General features: G+C 73.2%; 23 protein-coding genes. 13 read left to right on the forward strand and 10 right to left on the reverse strand.

Features of this window, described 5'->3' with window-relative positions; all coding sequences use genetic code 11:
* The first annotated feature begins 6 nt into the window (after positions 1-6).
* From LOK46_RS25165 to LOK46_RS25180, 4 genes are all read left to right on the forward strand, one after another.
* Complete coding sequence (locus tag LOK46_RS25165) at positions 7-396, forward strand: DUF1987 domain-containing protein (protein WP_273561083.1); 390 nt, start codon at positions 7-9, stop codon at positions 394-396.
* Positions 393-1238 (forward strand): GGDEF domain-containing protein, encoded by an 846-nt coding sequence (locus LOK46_RS25170; protein ID WP_273561084.1) that lies wholly within the window; start codon positions 393-395, stop codon positions 1236-1238. The genes LOK46_RS25165 and LOK46_RS25170 overlap by 4 nt, the downstream gene beginning before the upstream one ends.
* A gap of 54 nt (positions 1239-1292) precedes the next feature.
* Positions 1293-3107, forward strand: coding sequence for a SpoIIE family protein phosphatase (locus tag LOK46_RS25175; RefSeq protein WP_273561085.1), 1815 nt, complete (start codon positions 1293-1295; stop codon positions 3105-3107).
* A gap of 210 nt (positions 3108-3317) precedes the next feature.
* Entirely contained in the window at positions 3318-4448 is a 1131-nt protein-coding gene (locus LOK46_RS25180) for an L-talarate/galactarate dehydratase (RefSeq protein ID WP_273561086.1), read from the forward strand.
* A 3-nt stretch (positions 4449-4451) separates the two neighbouring features.
* Here the strand turns inward: LOK46_RS25180 and LOK46_RS25185 are convergent, their stop codons facing one another.
* On the reverse strand, positions 4452-4706 hold the full coding sequence (locus tag LOK46_RS25185; protein WP_273561087.1) for a hypothetical protein: 255 nt from the start codon (positions 4704-4706) through the stop codon (positions 4452-4454).
* A 431-nt stretch (positions 4707-5137) separates the two neighbouring features.
* Here LOK46_RS25185 and LOK46_RS25190 point away from each other — a divergent pair, with 431 nt between their 5' ends.
* The 5 genes from LOK46_RS25190 to LOK46_RS25210 all read left to right on the forward strand — a co-directional run bounded on the left by LOK46_RS25190 (position 5138) and on the right by LOK46_RS25210 (position 10430).
* A complete protein-coding gene (locus tag LOK46_RS25190; protein WP_056524916.1) occupies positions 5138-5350 on the forward strand; it encodes a hemin uptake protein HemP in 213 nt (70 codons plus the stop codon).
* Positions 5347-6225, forward strand: a complete 879-nt coding sequence (locus tag LOK46_RS25195) for a heme/hemin ABC transporter substrate-binding protein (RefSeq protein WP_273561088.1) — start codon at positions 5347-5349, stop codon at positions 6223-6225. The genes LOK46_RS25190 and LOK46_RS25195 overlap by 4 nt, the downstream gene beginning before the upstream one ends.
* A 24-nt stretch (positions 6226-6249) precedes the next feature.
* On the forward strand, positions 6250-7296 hold the full coding sequence (locus LOK46_RS25200) for a FecCD family ABC transporter permease (RefSeq protein WP_273561089.1): 1047 nt from the start codon (positions 6250-6252) through the stop codon (positions 7294-7296).
* Positions 7289-8113, forward strand: a complete 825-nt coding sequence (locus tag LOK46_RS25205; protein ID WP_273561090.1) for a heme ABC transporter ATP-binding protein — start codon at positions 7289-7291, stop codon at positions 8111-8113. Before LOK46_RS25200 ends, LOK46_RS25205 begins: the two co-directional genes overlap by 8 nt.
* A gap of 181 nt (positions 8114-8294) precedes the next feature.
* Positions 8295-10430: a TonB-dependent hemoglobin/transferrin/lactoferrin family receptor gene (locus LOK46_RS25210; protein ID WP_273561091.1), complete on the forward strand. Its 2136-nt coding sequence runs from the start codon at positions 8295-8297 to the stop codon at positions 10428-10430.
* A gap of 179 nt (positions 10431-10609) precedes the next feature.
* Here LOK46_RS25210 and LOK46_RS25215 read toward each other — a convergent pair whose 3' ends face one another.
* Entirely contained in the window at positions 10610-11542 is a 933-nt protein-coding gene (locus LOK46_RS25215) for a glycosyltransferase family 2 protein (RefSeq protein WP_273561092.1), read from the reverse strand.
* Positions 11543-11546: 4 nt separating this feature from the next.
* The gene (locus LOK46_RS25220; RefSeq protein ID WP_273561093.1) at positions 11547-12566 is read right to left on the reverse strand and encodes a glycosyltransferase family 2 protein; all 1020 of its coding nucleotides are present in this window, start codon (positions 12564-12566) and stop codon (positions 11547-11549) included.
* Positions 12567-13121: 555 nt separating this feature from the next.
* Between LOK46_RS25220 and LOK46_RS25225 the strand changes: the two genes are divergently transcribed.
* On the forward strand, positions 13122-13343 hold the full coding sequence (locus LOK46_RS25225; RefSeq protein WP_273561094.1) for a DUF6894 family protein: 222 nt from the start codon (positions 13122-13124) through the stop codon (positions 13341-13343).
* Between the two features lie 45 nt (positions 13344-13388).
* Here LOK46_RS25225 and LOK46_RS25230 read toward each other — a convergent pair whose 3' ends face one another.
* Together LOK46_RS25230 and LOK46_RS25235 are read right to left on the reverse strand one after the other, a co-directional pair.
* Positions 13389-14465 carry an acyltransferase family protein gene (locus LOK46_RS25230; RefSeq protein ID WP_273561095.1) on the reverse strand — a complete coding sequence of 359 codons (1077 nt, stop codon included), beginning with the start codon at positions 14463-14465 and terminating at the stop codon, positions 13389-13391.
* 175 nt (positions 14466-14640) lie between these two features.
* Entirely contained in the window at positions 14641-14793 is a 153-nt protein-coding gene (locus LOK46_RS25235; protein WP_273564746.1) for a hypothetical protein, read from the reverse strand.
* Positions 14794-15004: 211 nt separating this feature from the next.
* On the opposite strand from LOK46_RS25235, the gene LOK46_RS25240 reads away from it, so the two are divergent.
* Positions 15005-15742: a sugar transferase gene (locus LOK46_RS25240; protein WP_273561096.1), complete on the forward strand. Its 738-nt coding sequence runs from the start codon at positions 15005-15007 to the stop codon at positions 15740-15742.
* A 54-nt stretch (positions 15743-15796) separates the two neighbouring features.
* A complete protein-coding gene (locus LOK46_RS25245; protein WP_273561097.1) occupies positions 15797-16027 on the forward strand; it encodes a hypothetical protein in 231 nt (76 codons plus the stop codon).
* Between the two features lie 303 nt (positions 16028-16330).
* On the opposite strand, the gene LOK46_RS25250 is transcribed toward LOK46_RS25245, so the two are convergent.
* Positions 16331-17161, reverse strand: coding sequence for a glycoside hydrolase family 16 protein (locus LOK46_RS25250; protein ID WP_273561098.1), 831 nt, complete (start codon positions 17159-17161; stop codon positions 16331-16333).
* 206 nt (positions 17162-17367) lie between these two features.
* Between LOK46_RS25250 and LOK46_RS25255 the strand changes: the two genes are divergently transcribed.
* The gene (locus LOK46_RS25255) at positions 17368-18393 is read left to right on the forward strand and encodes a glycosyltransferase family 2 protein (protein WP_273561099.1); all 1026 of its coding nucleotides are present in this window, start codon (positions 17368-17370) and stop codon (positions 18391-18393) included.
* A gap of 27 nt (positions 18394-18420) precedes the next feature.
* Here LOK46_RS25255 and LOK46_RS25260 read toward each other — a convergent pair whose 3' ends face one another.
* The 4 genes from LOK46_RS25260 to LOK46_RS25275 all read right to left on the reverse strand — a co-directional run bounded on the left by LOK46_RS25260 (position 18421) and on the right by LOK46_RS25275 (position 20382).
* A complete protein-coding gene (locus LOK46_RS25260; RefSeq protein WP_273564687.1) occupies positions 18421-18771 on the reverse strand; it encodes a hypothetical protein in 351 nt (116 codons plus the stop codon).
* Between the two features lie 130 nt (positions 18772-18901).
* Entirely contained in the window at positions 18902-19207 is a 306-nt protein-coding gene (locus LOK46_RS25265) for a hypothetical protein (RefSeq protein ID WP_273561100.1), read from the reverse strand.
* 620 nt (positions 19208-19827) lie between these two features.
* Entirely contained in the window at positions 19828-20064 is a 237-nt protein-coding gene (locus LOK46_RS25270) for a hypothetical protein (protein ID WP_273561101.1), read from the reverse strand.
* A gap of 96 nt (positions 20065-20160) precedes the next feature.
* Positions 20161-20382, reverse strand: a complete 222-nt coding sequence (locus tag LOK46_RS25275) for a DUF6894 family protein (RefSeq protein ID WP_273561102.1) — start codon at positions 20380-20382, stop codon at positions 20161-20163.
* Between the last annotated feature and the right edge of the window lie 34 nt (positions 20383-20416).

Raw genomic sequence — 20416 nt, forward strand, 5'->3', positions numbered from 1 at the left:
ACGGACATGGACCGCATCACGCTGCCCCTGACCGAGCGATCCCCCGAGGTCGATTTCGACTTCGCGTCGGGGCGGCTCGTCCTGCGCGGCGAATCCTACCCGGAGGACGCCGCCGCGTTCTTCGGCCCGCTGCTGCAGGCCCTGCGCGGCCACCTCGCGGCGACCGAGGCGAGCCCGATCACCTTCGACGTCGCGCTCGCCTACTTCAACTCGTCGAGCGCCAAGGCGCTGATGAACCTGTTCATGCCGCTGGAGGACGCCGCCGCCGAGGGGCGCCCGGTCACGATCCGCTGGATGTTCGGCGCCGACGACGACGTGATCCAGGAGGCCGGCGAGGATTTCGCGGCCGATTTCGCGCATGCCCGGTTCGAGATGATCCCGGGCGTCGCCGCGTGAGCCCGCACCGGGCGCCGGCCCACGATCTCCTGTCCGAGCCGGCGGACGCCTTCAGCCTGTTCGACACCGAGGAGGCGGTCCTCGGCCGGTCCGAGGTGATGCTGGCCCGCCTCGCCGAGGTCGGCGACGGGGTGCGGGAGCTCGCCGGCGCCTATCGGCGCAGCTACCACGAGCAGCGCCGGCTGGTGCGGCTGAGCGACCGGATGCAGCTCGACCTGCACCGCGCCAACCAGCGGATGGCCGAGCAGCAGCGCGCCCTGCGCCACCTCAACGACGCCCTCTCGGCGGAGATCGAGCACCGGGCGCGCCTCGAGGGCGAGCTCCGTCGCCTCGCCGACACCGACCACCTCACCGACGCCCTGTCGCGCCGCCGCTTCCTGCAGATCTGCGAGGAGGTCTGGGCCCGGACCCAGTCGGGCGACACGCCCTCCAGCGTGCTGATGCTCGACCTCGATCGCTTCAAGCTGATCAACGACCGCTACGGCCACAGCGCGGGCGACACGGTCCTCAAGGCCTTCGTCGAGACCTGCCGCGACAGCCTGCGCGCGGTCGACGTGATCGGCCGCATGGGCGGCGAGGAATTCGCCATCCTCGTCACCGGCACCGTGCTGGCCGAGGCGCAGGCCATCGCCGAGGAGCTCCGCCGCGCGGTGGCGCAGCGACCGGTGCGCCTGGAGCACGGGCCGCTGCCGATCTCGGTGAGCATCGGTCTCGCGGCGTTCGGTCCGAGCGAGTCGATGCCGGCGACGCTCCGGCGGGCCGACGCGGCGCTCTACGCTGCCAAGCACGCCGGCCGCGACTGCGTGCGCTGCGCGACCGAGCCGGGCGGGTCCCCGACCTGAGGCGCAGCGCGCCCGGCCCGGGAGCGGAACCGCTGTGACACGGAGTGACGTCGCGTGAGCGGACCTGACACGGCCCTGGACAGCCCGCGCCCCGCCGGGGGGATCCGCGGCGCGAGACCGCTCCGGACCGGGGACGCCCTGGCGCAGCTCGGCTTCGCCGACATCGATCCCGTCCCGGCCGCCGGCGGTGCCGGGCGCGCGGGCGGCCTGCGCGGGGCCGGCCCGATCCGCCGGGGCGATCCCCTGTCGAAGCGCGGCTTCGCCGACGTGCTGGCCGCGGGCGCGCCCGCGGACGAGCTGATGAAGCCCGGCGCCCTGCGCGGGGCGGCCCGGGGCCGCGACCTCGACAGCCTGTCCCACACCCTGTTCCTGCGCATCTACCCGGTGATCGGCGCCCTCCTGCTGCTGACCCAGCTCGGGATCGCCTGGGTGACCTACACCGACCAGCTCCGCCTGTACGACGACCGGGCGCATCTCCTCGCCCGGCTCACCGCCGCGGCGATCGCGCGGCCCGACTGGGCGCGCGACCCGGACGCCTACGACGGCCCGCTCAAGGCCCTGGCCGCCGAGCCCGATCTCGCCCACGCCGTCCTGCGCGACGCCGCGGGCCACGTCGTCGGGACGGCGGGCGCGGCGCCGCCGGCGCGGGGCTGGTCGACCCTCTCGGCCCAGGCCGACCTGTCGGTGCCCGGCCGCCCCGGCCCGGCGGGCAGCCTGACCGTCACGGTCTCCACCAAAGCGCTGCGGGACAACGCGGCGTGGCAGGTGATGCTCGCCCTCGGCGCCAGCGTCGGGCTGATGATCGCCTTCGTGATCACCCTGCACGCCACCGTGCGCCGCCACGTCATGGCGCCGCTGATGCGGCTGCTGCTCGCCATGCGGGAGATCGAGCACAAGCGCTGGACGACCGTGGAGCTCGGAGGCGCCTACCGGCCGAGCAACGAGATCGACGTCATCAGCCAGGCCTTCAACCGCATGGTCGAGGGTCTGCGGAGTGGCGACGCCGCCAAGCAGCTCCTCGTCGAGCTGGAGCAGGCCCACGACAGGCTGGAGCGCGCCAACCGCCAGGTGGTCGAGAGCATCGGCTACGCCCGGCGCATCCAGGATTCGGTGCTGCCGGACCGGAACGCCCTGGCGGGCGCCGGGGTCGAGGTCGCGGTGCTGTGGGAGCCGCTCCACGTCGTCGGCGGCGACTATTTCTGGCTGGAGGAGATCGAAGGCCTCTGCGTGATCGCGGTCGCCGACTGCACCGGCCACGGCGTGCCCGGCGCGTTCCTGACCCTGATCGTCGCGACCGCGCTCGACCGGCTCCTGCACGAGCGCGGCCTGCGCGCGCCGGCCGCGATCCTGGCCGGGCTCGACGCGATGGTCCGCACGCAGCTCCGCCAGGACGGCCGCGGAGCCGAATCGGACGACGGGCTCGATTGCGGCCTGTGCGTCTGGGACCGGACGGCCGGCACCCTGCACTTCGCCGGCGCCGGCCTGTCGCTCACGGTGGTCCGCGAGGGCGTGGCCGAGCGCGTCCGCGGCGGCCGCCGGGGCCTCGGCTACCCGCGCGCCGCCCGCGCGGGGCAGCCGGAGGACCTCGTCGCGGACATCGCCGTGCCGGTGGCGGGCGCCACCTTCTACCTGATGACGGACGGGATCACCGACCAGATGGGCCGCGCGGCGCCGGACCGGGCGCCCCGGCTCCTCGGCCAGCGCGGCGTCGCCGACAGCCTCCTGCGCCACGCCGACCTGCCCCTCGCCGAACAGGCCGCCGCCCTCGAGGCCGATCTCGACGCCTATCGCGGCGCCGAGGCCCGCCGGGACGACATGACTCTGGTGGCGTTCCGGCTTCCTCCGGACGGAGCGGCCGCCGCCGCCTGAGGCGGCCCGTCATCCCGGCGCCGTGTCAGGGCCGATGATGCCGGCGGCGCATCGATCGATCCAACATCGGCGTTGGACAGGCGATCCGACCTGCGCCACCCCTGGGCCCGGCCCCGGGCGAGCCGTCGCGGTCGCCGCCGGAAGGCGCCGCTAAGAACACTCTTCGTGGCCTCCGACGCACCCGCGCGTGAAGAGAACTTGGAGGAAGCCATGGCTGAGGACGCCGTCACCGGGATCCGCCTGCGGTCCGTCGCCCTGCCGCTGAAGACCCCGATCAGCGACGCCAAGGTGCTCACCGGCCGCCAGAAGCCGATGACCGAGATCGCGATCCTGTTCTGCGAGGTCGAGAGCCGGGAGGGCCATCGCGGCCTCGGGATCACCTATTCCAAGCGCGCCGGCGGGCCGGGCCAGTTCGCCCATGCCCGCGAGATCGCCCCGGCGCTCCTCGGGACGGATCCGAGCGACATCGCAAAGGCCTGGGACACGCTGGCCTGGGCCGGCGCCTCGGCCGGCCGCAGCGGCCTCGCCGTCCAGGCGATCGGCGCCTTCGACGTGGCCCTGTGGGACCTCAAGGCGCGGCGGGCCGGCCTCTCGCTCGCCAAGCTCCTCGGGGCGCAGCGCGACTCGGTGCGCTGCTACAACACCTCGGGCGGCTTCCTGCACACGCCGTTGGAGGAGCTGCTCGTCAACACCGACCGCGCCCGGACGAAGGGCATCGGCGGGATCAAGCTGAAGGTCGGCCAGCCGGACTGGGCCGAGGATATCCGCCGGGTCTCGCGGGTGCGCGAGCACCTGGGCGACGCCTTCCCGCTCATGGTCGACGCCAACCAGCAATGGGACCGGCCGACCGCCACGCGGATGGGCCGGACCTTCGAGCGCTTCAACCTGATCTGGATCGAGGAGCCCCTCGACTGCCTGGACGCCGCCGGGCACGCGGCTCTGGCCGCCGCCCTGGACACGCCGATCGCCACCGGCGAGATGCTGACGAGCGGCGCCGAGCACTGGGACTTCATCCGCCAGGGCGGCGCCGACTTCCTGATGCCCGACGCGCCGCGGGTCGGCGGCATCACGCCGTTCCTCAAGGTGGCGGCGCTCGCCGAGTTCGCCGGGCTGACGATCGCGCCGCACTTCTCGATGGAGCTGCACATCCACCTCGCCGCCGCGCTGCAGCGGGAGCCCTGGGTCGAGCATTTCGAGTGGCTGGAGCCGCTGTTCAACGAGCGACTGGAACTGGAGGACGGCCGCATGCGCGTGCCGACCCGGCCCGGCCTCGGCCTCTCCCTGAGCGAGCGGGCGCTGGCCTGGACGCGCGAGACCGCCGGGTTCGGCAGCCTCGGCTGAGGCTCAGAAGGCGCGCTTCATCCCGGCCACGACGTTGCGCGGAGCGCTGGCGTGGATCGTGCCGCCGGTGGCGGCCAGGACCGCGGCGCCGTTCCGCCGGCCCGTGGTCGGGTTGAGCGTGTCGGCGAGATTCTGGGCCGAGTCGGTGTCGACCCGGTCGAGCACGTTGCGCAGCTCGACGTAGTGGCTCAGCCGCTTGGCGAAGGCGGCATCCGCCTGTCCCGGCAGCGCCCGGTCGTAGTGCAGGTTGAGGTTCACGACCGTGAAGCCCGGCGCCTTCGGCAGGTTGGCGCTGTCGCGGTGGAAATCGCTCTGGTCGACGGGGGGTGGCGTAGCCGGGGGCGACGTGGCCCAGGACGCTCCACTCCTGGCTCGGCCCGGTACGCTTTGCGGCCCGGACGGGCAGGCATCGGCCGCGGCGCTGCGGGATCGGCCGGGGCCGCGGGTGTCGCGGAACGGTTGCCCCGCCTGTACCAATGTCCGCCGCCCGGAATTGGCCGGCAGGACGCGTTCGACGATGTCCAGGCCCGAACAGCGACATCGCCCGCTGTCTGCAGCTGATTGTTCAAGTAAAACTGCGCCCTTGCCGCGGGGTGGCGTCCGCGATCAATTGCCGTTACGCTGCGTTTCTACCGATACCATTCTCTCATTTGACAATTTACAAAGAACAGATCTGGAGCGACCGGTCCATGTTGTGTGCCGAAGGAGAAGGGCAGCGCGGCGTTCCGGGCGGCACCCGCGCCGGTCCCGGCGCGGCGCAGCCGGTTCCGCGTTCCGAGGCGGCGGGCGAGATCGGCTCCGCGCGCCTCCTGCAGGGGCGCCGCGAGATCGTCATCCGCCACGGCGACCACGCCTATCGCCTGCGGGTGACCGCCAGCGACAAGCTGATCCTGACCAAATGAGCGCCCCCGTCCTCCTGTCGCGCCGCGCCCTCTTGGCCGCCGCCGCGGTCGGGGCGCTCGCCCCGCGCACCGCCGCCGCGCAGGCGGCCACCCGCATCGCCGCCCTGGGCGGGGCCGTCACCGAGATCCTCTACCGCCTCGGTGCCGGCGGTCGGATCGTCGCCGTCGACACGACCAGCCTCTACCCGCCCGAGGCCCTGCGCGAGAAGCCGAATGTCGGCTACCTGCGCGCCCTCTCGGCCGAGGGCCTGCTGGCGCAGCAGCCCGACCTGATCATCGCCGCCGAGGGAGCCGGGCCGCCCGCGGTCCTGGCGCAGCTGCGCGAGGCCGGGCTGCGCGTCGAGACGGTGACGGAGCCGCCGAGCCCCGAGGGCGTGCTGGACAAGATCGAGGCGGTCGGGCGCCTCACGGGCCTGGAGCGGGAGGCCGAGGCCCTCGAGGCCGAGGTCCGCACCCATTTCGCCGACCTCGCGACCCGGCGCGCCCGGATCGCCCGGGCGGCCCGTGCCCTCGTCGTCCTGTCGGTCCAGGGCGGCCGGACCGTCGTCGGCGGAACCGGCTCCTCGGCGGACGGCATCCTGACCCTGGCGGGCATCGCCAACGCGGCCGCGGGCCTGGAGGGCTTCAAGCCGATGACCGACGAGGCCATCGTGGCCGCCGCCCCCGACGCGGTGGTGATGATGCAGAACGGCCCCGAGCCGCCGAAACCCGAGAGCATCTTCGCCCCCGGCACGGCCCTCGGCCAGACGCCGGCGGCGGCGCAGGGCCGGCTGGTGGCCATGGACGGCCTCTACCTCCTCGGCTTCGGGCCGCGCACGCCCGAGGCCGCCACCGACCTGATGCGGGCGCTCTACCCGGACCTGCCGCGTGACTGAGCCGCGCGGCGGCGGGCGGGGCGCGTGAGCCGCCGGTCCGCGGCGCCCTGGGTGCTGGGGATCCTGGCGGCCGTGGTGCTCGCCGCCGCCCTGCTCTCCGTGAGCCTCGGGGCGATCCGCATCCCGCCGGAGCGGGTCCTCGCGGCCCTGATCGGGGAGGGGAGCGATCCGGCCCGCGCCCGCGACGCGCTGGTGATCCTCTCGATCCGCCTGCCCCGCACCCTGCTGGGGCTGATGGTCGGGGCCGGGCTGGCGGTCTCCGGGGCGCTGATGCAGGGGCTGTTCCGCAACCCCCTGGCCGATCCGGCGCTGGTCGGGGTCTCGTCGGGGGCGGGGCTCGCCGCCGCGGTCATTATCGTGCTCGGCGACCGGATCCTCGCCCGGCTGGGTGTCCCGGGCCCGCTGCCCTACGCCGCGCTGCCGGCCGGGGCCTTCCTCGGCGGCCTGTGCGCGACCCTCATCCTCTACGCCCTCGCCACCCGGTCCGGCCGCACCGCGGTAGCGACGATGCTGCTCGCGGGGATCGCGCTGGGGGCCCTGAGCGGCGCGCTGACCGGCCTGCTGACCTTCGTCAGCGACGACCGGCAACTGCGCGATCTCGCCTTCTGGTCGCTGGGCAGCCTCGGCGGCGCCACCTGGTCCAAGGTCGCGGCCTCGGCGCCGCTGATCCTGCCGGTGCTGGCCGCGGTCCCGTTCCTGGGCCGCGGCCTGAACGCGCTCGTTCTCGGCGAGGCCGAGGCGTTCCATCTCGGCGTCCCGGTGGAGCGGCTGAAGCGCGCCTGCATCGTGCTGGTGGCGGTGGCGGTCGGCGCCAGCGTGGCGGCGGCGGGGGTGATCGGCTTCGTCGGCCTCGTGGTGCCGCACGCCCTGCGGCTGCTGATCGGCCCGGGGCACCGGCTGCTGCTACCGGCCGCGGCGCTCCTCGGCGGCGCCTTCCTGGTGCTCGCCGACGTGGTGGCGCGCCTCGTCGCCGCGCCCGCCGAGCTGCCGATCGGGATCGTCACCGCGCTCGTCGGCGCACCGGTCTTCCTGTGGCTGCTCCTCGGCCGGGTGCGGGCGGACGATGTCTGATCCGGCCCTGCTCGCGGCCCGCGACCTGACCGTCACGGTGGCGGGGCGCGACCTCGTGCGCGACGTCTCCCTGGCGGTGGAGGGCGGCACCCTGCAGGTGATCGTCGGCCCGAACGGGGCCGGCAAGTCGACCCTCGTCCGCCTGCTCAGCGGCGCCCTGCGCCCCACGAGAGGCACCGTCGCCTATGACGGTGCGCCCGTGGAGACGATCCCGCCCTGGCGGCTCGCCGCGACGCGGGCGGTGCTGCCGCAGGCGGCGCGGCTGGCCTTCCCGTTCGCGGCGGCCGAGGTCGCCCGGATCGGCCTCGACGGCATCGGCCGGGGCCTCGCGGCCCGCGACCGGGCGGCGATCCTGGCGCGGGCCCTCGCGCGGGCCGACGTAGCGCATCTCGCCGACCGGGCCTACCCGACCCTCTCGGGCGGCGAGCAGGCGCGGGTGCAGTTCGCCCGCGTGCTCTGCCAGCTGGAGGCCGGCCGCACGGTCGCGGACCGGCAGGTGCTGTTCCTCGACGAGCCGACCGCGAGCCTCGACCTCCGGCACCAGGGCGCGCTGCTCGACGCCGCCGCCGGGCTGGCGGCGACCGGCGTCGCCGTGGTGGCGATCCTCCACGACCTCAACCTGGCGGCCGCCTACGCCGACCGGCTGCTGGTCCTCGACGGCGGCCGGCTGGTCGCCGGCGGGCGGCCGGTCGAGGTCCTGACCGACGACCTGATCGCCGGGGTCTTCGGCGTCCGCTGGCCGGTCGGGCGGGTGCCCGCGGGCGGCCAGCCCTTCCTGCTGCCGCACCGGGATAAGGCCGGTCGCGCGCGGGGCTGATCGGATTTCGCGGGTCCCGGACGGCGTCCGGCCCGCGCCGGAACGCAATGCGCGGCGCGCGGACCAGCAATCCCGGAAACACCGGTTGCACATCTCTGTCGCGATCTGAGAGAAAAGCTTCAGCAAGCCAGCCATCCGCCAGCCAGCTCTCGGAAACGACTGTGCGCGGGCGGCTGTCATCATGGCTCATGCTTTCCATCGGGCGCTCGCCGCCCTCGGCGTCGCGCTGGCGACCCTGCCCGGCGCCCGGGCGGAGGAGGCCGGCCCGGCCGCGCGCTCCGAGCCCGAGATCGGCCTCGACACCCTGTCGGTCACCGCGACCAAGACCGCCGTCCCGGCCGTCGACGCCCTGTCGGGCACGAGCGTGGTCCCGCGAGCCGCGCTCGACCGCCTCCAGCCCGGGCGCCTGTCCGAGGTGCTGCGCGACGTGCCCGGCGTGACCACCCAGGAGAACCGGAACGATCCGGCGCAGGCGATCAACATCCGCGGCCTCCAGGATTTCGGCCGGGTGAACGTCCTGGTCGACGGGGCCCGGCAGGACTTCCAGGTCTCGGGCCACGGGGCCAACGGCGTGTTCTACCTCGACCCCGAGCTCGTCGGCGGGGTCGACATCACGCGCGGGCCGACTGCGACGGTCTACGGCTCCGGCGCCATCGGGGGCGTCGCGGCGTTCCGCACCCGGTCGATCGACGACATCCTGGCCCCCGACGAGAGCGCCGGGTTCGTGCAGAAGCAGGGCTTCGGCACGAACGGCCAGCGCTTCGTGAACAGCTCGGCGCTCGGCGCCCGCATCGGCACCGCCGCGGACCTGTTCGGGCAGTTCGTCTTCCGCGACACCGCGCCCTATCGCGACGGTGCCGGCCTGCCGGTGCCCGACACCGGGAGCGACCTGAACGCGGGCCTCGTCAAGCTCACCCTGCGGCCGGCGGAGGGGCACGCGCTCCACGCCACGGCGCTCCTGCAGCGATTCGCCTTCGTCAACGGCGGCGACACCGGCGCGGGGGCCCGGTTCGCCGACGCCGTGCAGGCCGACACCGCGACCTTCGGCTACCGGTTCGCCCGGCCGGACGTGCCGCTCGTCGACCTCAGCCTCGACGGCTACGCGACCACGACCCGCGACGCGCTGACCTTCCTGCAGGACTCGCCGCGGGGTCTCTACGGCCGGCTCGGCACCCGGGCCGGCGACCGCCTGACCTACGATCTCGCGACCGCGGGCTTCGACGCCCACAACACCGCCCGGTTCGAGACTGGCCCGGTCGCGCACGCGCTCACCCTCGGCGGCGACGGCGTGGCCGATCGCGTCCGGACGACCGACCAGGCCGGCGGCTTCGGCGCGGCCTTCACGCCGTCGGGGCGGCGGGAACTGGTCGGCGCCTTCCTCCAGGACGAGATCCGCGGCGCGCCGTGGCTGCGAATCGTCGGCGCGCTCCGGCACGACGGCTACCGGCTCGACGGCGGGGGCTATCGCGCGCGCGGCGCGCGGGTCTCGCCGAAAATCACGGTCGGCGTCGCGCCGCTCGGCGGCCTCGAGGTCTACGGGACCTACGCCGAGGGCTACCGCGCCCCGACGATCACCGAGACGCTGATGCAGGGCATCCACCCGTTCCCGGCCTTCGAGATCCTGCCGAATCCGGCCCTGCGGCCGGAGGTGGCCCGCACCGTCGAGGCCGGCGCCAACCTGCGCGCCGACGGGGTGCTGGGGCCGGAGGACGCGCTGCGGGCCAAGCTCGCGCTGTTCGACACGGCGGTCGACGGTTTCATCGACATGGAGGCCGTCGGGCCGGCCTACTACGTCCCGGCGATTCCCGGCATCCCGGCCTCGATCTGCGTCGTCCGGCCCGGGCGCTTCCCCTGCGTGATCCCGGCGCGGTCCTACCAGTACCGCAACGTCGCCCGGGCCGACCTGTCGGGCGCGGAGCTGGAGGGAACCTACGATTGGGGCCGGGGCTTCGTGTCGCTCGCCGCCACCCATGTCGACGGCCGCGACCGCGCCACCCACGAGAGCCTGCTCACGGTGCCGCCGGACCGGATCGGCACGACGCTGGGCCTGCGCTTCCTCGCCGACCGGCTCGTCGTGGGCACGCGCCTGACCCTGGTGGAGGCCCGCACCGACCTGCCCGCCGCCGCGCGGAGCCGGGCCAGCAAGGCCTACGGGCTGGTGGACCTCTTCGCCACCTGCGCGGTCACCGACCGCATCACCGCGGACGTCGTCGTCCAGAACGCCCTCGACCGCCGCTACCGCGCGTACCGCGACGCGCTGGCGAGCCCGGGCCTCGTCGCCAAGGCGTCGCTCAGCATCGCGTTCGCGACCCGGTAGGCGCGGCTAGAGCCGCTCCCGATCGGGCTGGGATGGGTGCGATTGCCGAGCCCGTGCCGCACGCGGCGCGGGCCCCCTCTCCCGTGCGGGAGAGGGGGCATGGGAGAGGACGGATGGCGCGGCTGTCTCGACTGGAGACGCCCGTGTTCCAGACCGTTGCAGAACGATCGGGGGCGGCTCTAGCGGTAGCGCGACGGGTGGTATTCCCGGTAGCTCAGGCCGATCACGGCCGCGAGCAGGCCGGCCCCCCGGCACAGCGTGTAGCCGCCGCCGATCAGGGTCGCGGGCCTGAGCGACAGGCCGGCGACCCCGAGCCGCAGCAGGCCGCCGCCGAGGCGCGCGAAGCCGCGGCCCGCGTTGGCGAGCCGGCCGCTCACCGTCTCCGGGCGGAGCCGGCCGAGATAGGCCTCGACGCTGCCGCTGCGGTACCAGCGAGCCAGCAGCCAGCGCACCCGCATCCGGTGCGTCGGGATGCTGTCGTAGACCACGGCCGTCTCGGCCCAGGCGATCCGGTGCCCGGCGAGCATCAGGGCCCGGAAGAAGAACGTGTCCTCGCCGCCCATGGTGTTGAAGCGCATGTCGAAGGACAGGCCCAGCGCCCGGATCACCCGCAGGTCCAGGAGCGCGTTGGCGGTGTAGCCGTCCTCCACGAAGCCGTCTCGGACCGGCAGGCGCTTGGCGAAGAAGCCTCCGGCGGCCGCCCAGGCGGGCGGAACCCGGTCGAAGAACGGCACGACCGGCCCGACGCAGGCCGCGACGCCCGTGGCGAGGGCGGTCTCGAGCAGGTTGCGGAGCCAGTCGCGGTCGGGAAACTCGTCGTCGTCGATCAGCGCGACCCAGTCCGCGCCCGCCGCGGAGGCCTCCGCGAAGCTCCGGTTGCGGACCGCGGCGAGGCCGCGGGTCTCCTCCCGGACGTAGGTGACCGGGAAGCGGCCGGTCGCCCGGTACGCCTCGACCACCGGGACGGCGGCGCGGCTGCGCCCGTTGTCGATGATCAGGATGCGCAGGGCGGTCTCGGCGAGGCTGCCGAGCCGCTGCTGGTCCAGGGCCTTGAGCAGGCGCGCCAGCCCGACGGGCCGCTCGCAGGTGCAGATGCAGATGCACAGGCGCATCGTCTTACCTCTGTCCGATCGGGAGGGCGTGCGGCCGCGGCCGCAGGCGCTTGCCCGCCGCCGCCAGCAGCGTCGCGGCCAGGAACCGCCAGATCCGGGGATGCCGGAGCGCCAGCCCGGCGCCCGCGAGCCACCGGCCGGCCTGGGCCGCCTCGATGACCTGGGCGATCCGCTGCGTCCTCGCGAGGCCGTCGCGGTAGGCGCGGCTGCCGTGGCGGATCTCGGCGGATTGCGACCGGGCCTCCGCGAGGCGGCCGTGCTCGGCCCGAGCCGCGAAGGCCGCGTCGAGGCGCACGATGTCGGCCTGGCGCAGCCGGTGCGACAGGGAGGTGGGCCCGCGCCGGTAGCCGTAGCCCGCATAGGTGGTGACCACGAACCGCGCCCCGGCCGCGAGGGCTTCCAGGCACAGCAGGAAATCCTCGCCGATCCGGACGTCCTCGTCGTACCGGATCCCGTGCCGGCGCAGGATCTCGGCGCGCATCATGGGCTTGAGGTAGCCGAGTTTGGTCGCCCGGCTGAGCATGTGGTTGCAGGCGATGTACTTGGCGAGGTCGATCTCGAACAGGTACGGCTCCCGGCCACCCTCCAGCATGCCCGGCCCCTGCGGGTCGAACATGTCGGTGAACGGGATCGGGTTGTCGGCGACAATGTCGGCATCCGCCGCGAGCGCGAGATCGAGCAGGCTCCGGGTGCGGTCGGGCAGGATCAGGTCGTCGGCGTCGAGGATCGCGATCCAGCGACCCCGGGCGGCGTTCAGGGCCGCGTTCCGGGCGCTCGACGGGCCCCGGGGCGCGCCCGGTCCGGCATCGGCGAGGCGTATCACGCGGACCCGCGGGTCGGCCTCCGCCAAGCGCGCCAGCACGGAGGCGGTTCCGTCCCGCGAGCCGTCATCGACCGCCACGACTTCCACGGCGACGCCGGTCTGGGCCAGGGCGGAGCGGATGGCCGTCTCGATCCAGGGCGCCGCATCGTGCGCGGCCATGATGAACGAGACGTCCACGAACGTGCCCCGAGCATCGGACAAGAGTTGATCCGCCATCGCGCTTCCTGGGCCGCCGGGCGCGGCCTCCGAGACCGCCCCCGACTTTGGCCGGAAGCGATCGGGGCGCACGACGCTCAAAGGGCGTAGGGCGGCGGCCATCCCCTCCCATTGCGGGGGATGGCCACGACGGCCGGCAGCGGTCAGTGCGTGTCGGAGGCCGCGTCGTCGGCGGGTCGGGAATTCCGGACGGTGAGGCCGTTCGCCAGGATCGTCCGGACGTGCGCACGCAATTTTTGTTTTCTCTCCGTCGAGGCGGGAGAATCTTTTTTGAGGCTCGAATCGCCGGAGGCTGCCATGTCGAACGCCCCTGAGGCCCGTCACCGCGCGTCGCCATTGCCGACGCGGCCGGAAGGGTGATCGGCGATACCTATAATGGATTATTTCGTTGGAATCTCGACATTATTGCAACGCAACCGACGAAAACAGTTTTGATGTTTGTTAAGGTTTATGTCTCCTACTGAGCATTGTCGGACGTGGGCGAACTACGTAGGTAGTATCCGAGGGCCCTCCCGAGGGCAGAATTCAGGGAGGAGATGAGTGCCCAGTCGCTTCTATTTCGACATCGAGAACGGCGAGGAGACGATCCGCGACACGCAGGGCGTGGAAGCCGAGGACTTGGCCGAGGCGCTGGCGGAGGCCCGCAGCGTGATCGACGAAATGGCGGGTGAACTGGAGGCCGCGGGGCCGGACGGTGCGTCGACGCTCGTCGTGCGCGACGCCACCGGCGCGGAAGTCGGCCGGGTGCCGATCAAGGGCTGAGCGGGGACGCGCGGGTGCGGTCCCGGTCGCCGCCGCGCGACGGTATTACGGGCCGACCAGCGCGGAGGCGCCGACGCGGCGGCGCGGGGCCCGCAGCAGGCGGCGGGCCGGCCGCTCCAGGAGCCGCCACGACAGTTCCGCCAGCAGCAGCGTCAGCAGCAGGTCGAGCGCCATGGAGACCGAGCGCGGTCCGGCGACGTCGATGCCGACCAGGGCCAGCACCCGCTCCGCGTGAAGCGGCACGTGGAACAGGTAGGCGGCGTAGCTGATCACGCCGATCCGGCGCAGCCACGCGATCTCCAGGAGGGCGACCGCGCGGCCCTCCCGCGCCTGGACCACCTGCAGCAGCAGCAGCGCCGCCAGGACGCCGCTGAGGCGGCCGAGAATCAGCCACCAGCCGGTGGGCGCGATCAGGAGCGGCAGGGCCACGAACAGGATCAGCACGCCGGCCAGGGCGGCGTCGCGGGCGAGCCAGGCCGGGAGCGGCCGGGTGCCCAGGCCGGCGAGCCCGCCCAGCGCGATCAGTCCGACATTGGCCAGGGTGTCGACGTCGAAACACCGCGGCGCGGCGCCCGCCCGCCACAGGGCGCCGTGCGCCAGGACGCTGATGCCGACCAGGAGCCAGCACAACGTGCCGAGGTGGCGCCGCGGCAGGAACAGGGCCGCCGGCGCGAACAGCAGGTAGAATTGCTGCTCGACGGCGAGGCTCCAGAGATGGCCGAGCTCGGTCCCCCAGCCGTTCTGCTCGATGTAGATGTTCGTGACGTAGAACCACGTCGCGAGCTTGAACGCGTCGTCGCCGAGACTGGCCGGGTCGCCGGGCCGGACCGTGTAGAGCGCAAACAGGAAGACGTAGTAGACCGGCACGATCCGGGCGACGCGGTTCCGGTAGAACAGCCCGAGGCTGCCGAGCGGCGTCGACGCGCCCGCCTCCACGGCCTCGCGGGCGGCGGCGAGGATCCGGACGATCAGGAAGCCGCTCAGGACGAAGAACAGCCACACGCCGGCCGTGCCGAGGGCCTCGGTCCTCGGGCTCGGCGCCTTGTGACTGACGAAGACCATCAGGAACGCCAGGGCCCGCAGGCCGTCGAACCCGTTGATGCGGCGCTCTGAAGGGGCCACGACGCGTCCCGTCCGGTAATCGACCGCGCCGCGCCGGGGCAGAACGCCCCCGCGCGGCCGGGTCCGGCCGGGAGGGCCGGGCACCCCGGCTTAGACCGGGCCCCGCGCGGGGGCCCCTTACCTCGATCGGCGGACGGGACCTACCCGAAAGCGGTCCCGCCGCCCGGCGGGGCCGTCAGCGGCGCCGGGTGAGCAGGACGACGAGGCCAACCGAAACGGCCGCCCCGGCCTGGGCGGCCAGCACCGCGAGCAGGAAACCCTTCGGTAGAACAACCGCGAAGCCGATCGCTCCTCCAATCAGCGCAGCGAAGACCAGCACGACCAGCAACGCCTTACCTCCATTGATGGATCGGCGGCCGTCTTGTTGCCGAACCTGTCGTGGGCCCAGTGTTGTCGCAAGGGTTCCGCCAGCGATCGACGCCCCTTCGGACCGGCCGAGAGCCGCCGAAGCCGGCTGCGGCGACGCTGGCCGAACCGGCCGGCTGCGCACGTCGCTCCGCAAGTTCCGACCCCGTCTCGCCCCGAGTCAAGGAGCCGACATGTTGCGCCCGGCTGGGACCCCGACGCCGATCGAGTCGTCGACGCCGCAGGATATGGTCGAGACGCTGAACGAGGCGTTGGTCAAGACATTGCCGGCCCCGCGGCAGGCCGGCCCCGGCCTCCGGGTGAGCTGGGCGATGAAGCGCGTCCTCGACGCGAGCATCGCGCTGACGGCGCTGTTCCTGCTGCTGCCCCTGCTGCTGTTCATCGCCCTGCTGATCTGGGGCAGCGACGGCCGGTCGCCGATCTTCCGCCACAAGCGCCTCGGCCGGTACGGGCGCTCCTTCGGATGCCTGAAGTTCCGGTCCATGGTCGCGGACGGCGACGCGGTGCTGGCGCGGCATTTCGCCGAGAATCCCGAGGCCCGGGCCGAGTGGGAGGCGTCCTTCAAGCTTACCCACGATCCCCGCGTGACGGCGCTGGGCCAGGTCCTGCGCAAGACCTCCCTCGACGAGCTGCCGCAGCTCTGGAACGTGCTGCGCGGCGAGATGAGCCTCGTGGGACCGCGGCCGATCGTCCAGGCCGAGGTCGTCCGCTACGGCGCCGACTTCACCGCCTGCTTCTCGGTCCCGCCGGGACTGACCGGCCTGTGGCAGGTCTCCGGGCGCAGCGATACCGGCTACGCCGAGCGCGTCGCCCTGGATTGCGCCTATGCCAGCCAGTGGAGCCTCACCCGCGACCTCGCCATCCTGTTCAAGACGGTTCCGGCCGTGTTGTGCCAGCGCGGCAGCCGCTAGGGCCATGACCGGGCGGCCACGCCGCGCCCGCCGCGCCCGCCGCGGAGCGCACCGATGAAGGGCATGATGCTCAACGCCCTGCTGGGCGTGATGCTGGGCCGGTTCGGTTCGGTCTGGCGGCTGCTGGTCTTCGTCCCGATCGTGGCGGCCGAGGTCGGCTACGGCCTCCTCGTCTACAACCTGAGCGCCGGCGCGTGCCTGCGGCGCGGCACGGCGCTGCTGATCTGCGGGCAACTGGCCTTCCTGCTCGGCGCCCTGCTGCGGCCCATCGCCAACGAGCGCTGAACCGCCCGGGCCCGACGCGGCCCGGCGCGGCGACGCGGACACGTCAGGCCGGGTCCTCCTCGGCGGCGGGCGCCTGAAGGCAGAGGCGCCAGAACTCCACGAAGCCGGCGGCATACGCGGCGATGACGAGGCTCGACCAATGCATCGCGTGGCTCCGGGCGCTTTCGAGGGCCCAGCCTGCCGCGGAGACGTTAAGATTTAGCCCCGCCCGGACTAGGTTCCGGTGTCCGGGGCCCTGTGCGGGATCGTGCGCGGGGCGATGCCCCGGGCGGTCTCCGGTGCGGCGGCCGCCCGCCGTCGCGACTACCGACAGACGATCGATTCCTTGAAGCCGCACGGATCGCCCATCCGGGTGAACGCGACCCGCTCGAACAGCGCGGTGACCGGCTGCCCCGAGTACTGCGTCGGTCCGAGCCAGGACGCGAAGTCCGGGCCCTGTCCGGACCAGACGCTGAGCATGATCTTGCTCGGATGCGACGGGATCGGCCGGTCGGGCGTGCCGACCACCTCGCGCAGCAGGCGTCCGTTGACGTACCAGCGCAGGCGGTCGGGCAGCCACTCGATGGCGTAGTCCGCGGTGGTGGTCGCGGCGTCGAAGCCGAGCGCGTCGAGGCTGACGTGCTCGCCGACGCCGCCGACGAAGTAGTTGAGCTGGACCTTGCTCGTGTCCTTGCCGAGCCACTCGAGGTCGATCTCGTCGTTCGTCCGCCGGTCGCCGTTCTCGGGGCCGTTATAGGTGAAGAACGCCGAGACCATGCCGGACCCGGTCCCGGCCCGCATCCGGACCTCGTAGGTGCCGTAGCCGTAGCGCTCGCGAGTCTGGATCTCGGCGCAGCTGAAGGGGCGCTCCTTGTAGGTGATGTCCGTCAGGGACAGCGAGAGTTCGCCGGGCGTCGCGATCCGGGCGCGGTGCTTCGACCACGTGCAGCCCTGCCAGTCGCCGTTGACCCAGCCGTCCGAGACGTACCAGCGGCGTTCGTTCAGGGTGCTGAAGAGCTCCATGAAGGACGAGCCGCCCTGAGCGCCGGCCGCGGCCGGCGCCGCGGCGGTCTCGCCCGCGTGCGCGGGGCAGGCCTGCAGGAGAAGCGTCGCCGCCACGCAGAGGCGGCGGCCCGGGGCGGACCAGATCGTCATGCGCACGTCCTCATACCAGTCGCCGCAGGGTCGCGGCGGCGCGCATCGTAGCGGCGGGGGCGCCGCCGGCCGGGGATCATTCGGACGATCCGGCCCGGGCCCGGCCCCCTCCTTTCGGACGATCTCGCGCGCCGCGCCGGGGCCGCCCTACCGTGCCGGCGGACCGGCCGCGGTGCGGATCGGCCGGAGAGTCGCGGAGTCGTCCGGTGCGCAGCTTAGAGGCCTCGTCCCCCGTCCCGGAGGTCTGCGTCATCATCGCGGCGCGGGACGCGGCGGACACGATCGCGACCGCCGTCGCCTCGGCGCTCCGGCAGCCGGAGGTCGCGGAGGTCATCGTGGTGGACGACGCCTCCGCGGACCCGACCGGCGCGGCCGCGACGGCGGCCGACGACGGTTCGGGCCGCCTGCAGGTGATCCGGCTCGCCGAGAATGTCGGGCCCGCCGAGGCGCGGAACCGCGCCATCGCGGCTGCCACCGCCCCGCTGCTCTGCATTCTCGACGCCGACGACTACTTCCTCGACGGCCGGCTCAGCCGACTGCTGTCCGCGCCCCGGACCTGGGACCTGATCGCCGACGACATCGTCATGGTCCGCGGCCGCGAGGCGGCCTCCGCCGCCGGCCTCGTCACCGGACCGGGGCGGCCGCAGCGGCTCACCCTCGCGGCCTTCGTGACCGGCAACATCGCCCGCCCCGGCGCGAGCCGGCGCGAACTCGGCTTCCTGAAGCCGATCATGCGGCGCGGCTTCCTGGACCGGCAGGGGCTGCGCTACGACGCCCGGCTGCGGCTCGGGGAGGATTACGCCCTCTACGTCGAAGCGCTGGCGGCCGGGGCGGTGTTCGCCGTGACGGCGCCCTGCGGCTACGTGGCGGTCGAGCGCTCGAACTCGCTGAGCGCGCAGCACAGGACGGACGACCTCGGGGCGATGCTGGCCTTCGACGACGCCGTGCTGGCCCGGCCGGGTCTCGGCCCGGAGGCCCGGGCGGCCCTCAAGGCCCACCGCTCCGCCACGGCGAAGCGCTGGCAGCACCGGCGCGTCCTCGACCGGCGGCGCGCCCAGGGTTACGCGGCAGCCCTGCGGGAACTGCTCGGCACGCCCCTGGCGTGGCGCCACATCCTGTCGGTGACCCTGGCGGCCAAGCTCGCGCGCCTCGTGCCGGCGCCCGCGCCGGATCGTGAGACCGGTCCGCGCCTGCTCCTCGGGCCGGAGCGCCGCCTCGAGCCGGCGCGCTGAGCCGGCGCGTCGGGCAAGGTCGGTGCGTCAGCGGTCGCGGTCTTCCTCGCGCGTGCGCACGGCCGCCACATCGGACCGGACGTCGTCCAGCGCGCTGCGGACCCGCTCCAGGGCCGTCGTGAACGTCGCGTCCGGGTCCGGATCGACGGCGCCCGGCGCCGTCCCGTGACTGAAGCTGTCCAGCAGATAGGGCATCATCTTGCCGTGGAGCGCCGCGTAGGCACCGGGGCTGGACAACTCGTAGACGACCGCGAGAGCGTGATAGGCTCGGACGAGCACCTCGAGCGCGACATCCGCACTGCGCGCTCCCCAATCGCAATTATCGCTGCCCATCATCGTGCTTGATAATTTATTGCTGCCCTTTTCGCCGGGTAACATGCCCACCTAAGACTGTCGACGTTGGTGAACGTTGCAATCTTCGATCCCCTATGGCCCGGGGCCGTTTATCCGAGCGCCATGGCTCGACTGCAACAGTCGATGATTAGTGGGCGTCAGTTCAAGATTTCGTCTAGCCGCGCATATGTCGCGTCGGCCGGATCATTGTGGCGATCTTGTTCTCGACCTCGCCCAGGACGCTGTTCACAAGGTCAATGGCGCCGTCAACCGTGCCGGTTGTCAGGCTCTCGTTGCGGCTTGTTTCCTGGATGATGCGGAAATTGTCCTCGACGAACGAGCGGATCTTCTGCTGAACGTCGCCGAACTCCCCCGGATGGGCCGTCTCGTAGAGCAGCGCCAGGGCCAGGTAGGCGCGCCCCACCATGTCCAGCGCCAGGGTCGTGCTGACCTCAGAATGTCCGGCGTCCAAGGGCGACACGACGACTGGATTTCCTGTCGGATGTTAGTTTTCTACACTATCATGAACTTTATTTGGCGCCAACCGCGCCGATGATCGGCGATGTGGATTCTGAATTGAATCCGAGCGGCCGACGGCGGCCCTCGGCGGGCAGGAGCGGCGGCGCGGGAATGCCGCGGGCCGGGGTCGGCGCGCCGGCCAACGGGGCCTCGCCGCGGCACGGTCAACGGGTCGCCGGCAGGCCGATCCCCTCCGCCCCGCTCCGGCCGGCGGCCCGTCCCGCGTCGTCCAGCGCGGCGTCGCTGGAGCCGTTCCCGATCGAGTCGCAACGGTGCCGACGACGACTCGGGCAGACAGCCGCGCCATGCTCCTTCTCCCGTGTGGGAGAGGGGTGGGATGAGGGACGGGGCGCGTCCGGGTCGCGCGCGTTCGCCGCTCGGTCCGGGTCAGTGCCGTCCGGACGGACCCGATCCCTCACCCGGCCGTCTGCGCGAGCAGCCCCCTCCGGACGGATCGCGGGCCTTCCCGGGATCCGCACCGGGGAGCTCGAGTCGGGCAAGCCCGGGTCCAAGGAAAGGGGATCCGCACGGCGCCGATCGGGCTCGGCACTCGCCTCCAGCCGAGCCCGATCGGGAACGGCTCTAGCGGCCGGCGGTGGCCTGACGCCCGGCGCGGTTCCGGCGCGGCGCCAGATCCTGCTCGATCCGCAGCTTGAGCCCGAGGATCCGGTTGTGCCGCGCCATGGCGAGGAGCGATTCGGCGGTCCCGACATCGCCGCGCATCCGCAGCGCGTGGGCGGCCAGCGCCATCTGGGCAGCCATCGTCTCCGCCCGATGGGCGGCGTGCGGGAGGTTCTGGGAGAGGGGCGTTCCGGCCATGGCTGCCACGGTTCGAGGGCTGGCCCGATCCTCCCGACGATCCGTTAACGATATCTTAATGCCCGCGCCGCGGGACGGGCCGCTCCGCGCGGGCCGTCACTTCCGGATAGGCAGCCGACCGACCAGCCAGCCGTCCTCGTTGCGCACGAGCAGGGTCCAGGGCGGCTCCTGGCCGCTTCCCGTAATCTCGTCGGCCATCTCGGCGATCACGCTACGCGCCTCGTACAGGGCTTCCTCGAGGCCGGCAGCCTCAACCCCCACAAGGTCGTGGATCGTCTCCTCGGCATTTGCGATCTCGAAGTAGAAACGCGCCGCCAACAGGGTTCTCCTCCGCCGGAACTCTTCGGGGAGT

It is taken from the genome of Methylobacterium sp. NMS14P (assembly GCF_028583545.1).
Taxonomy (GTDB): domain Bacteria; phylum Pseudomonadota; class Alphaproteobacteria; order Rhizobiales; family Beijerinckiaceae; genus Methylobacterium.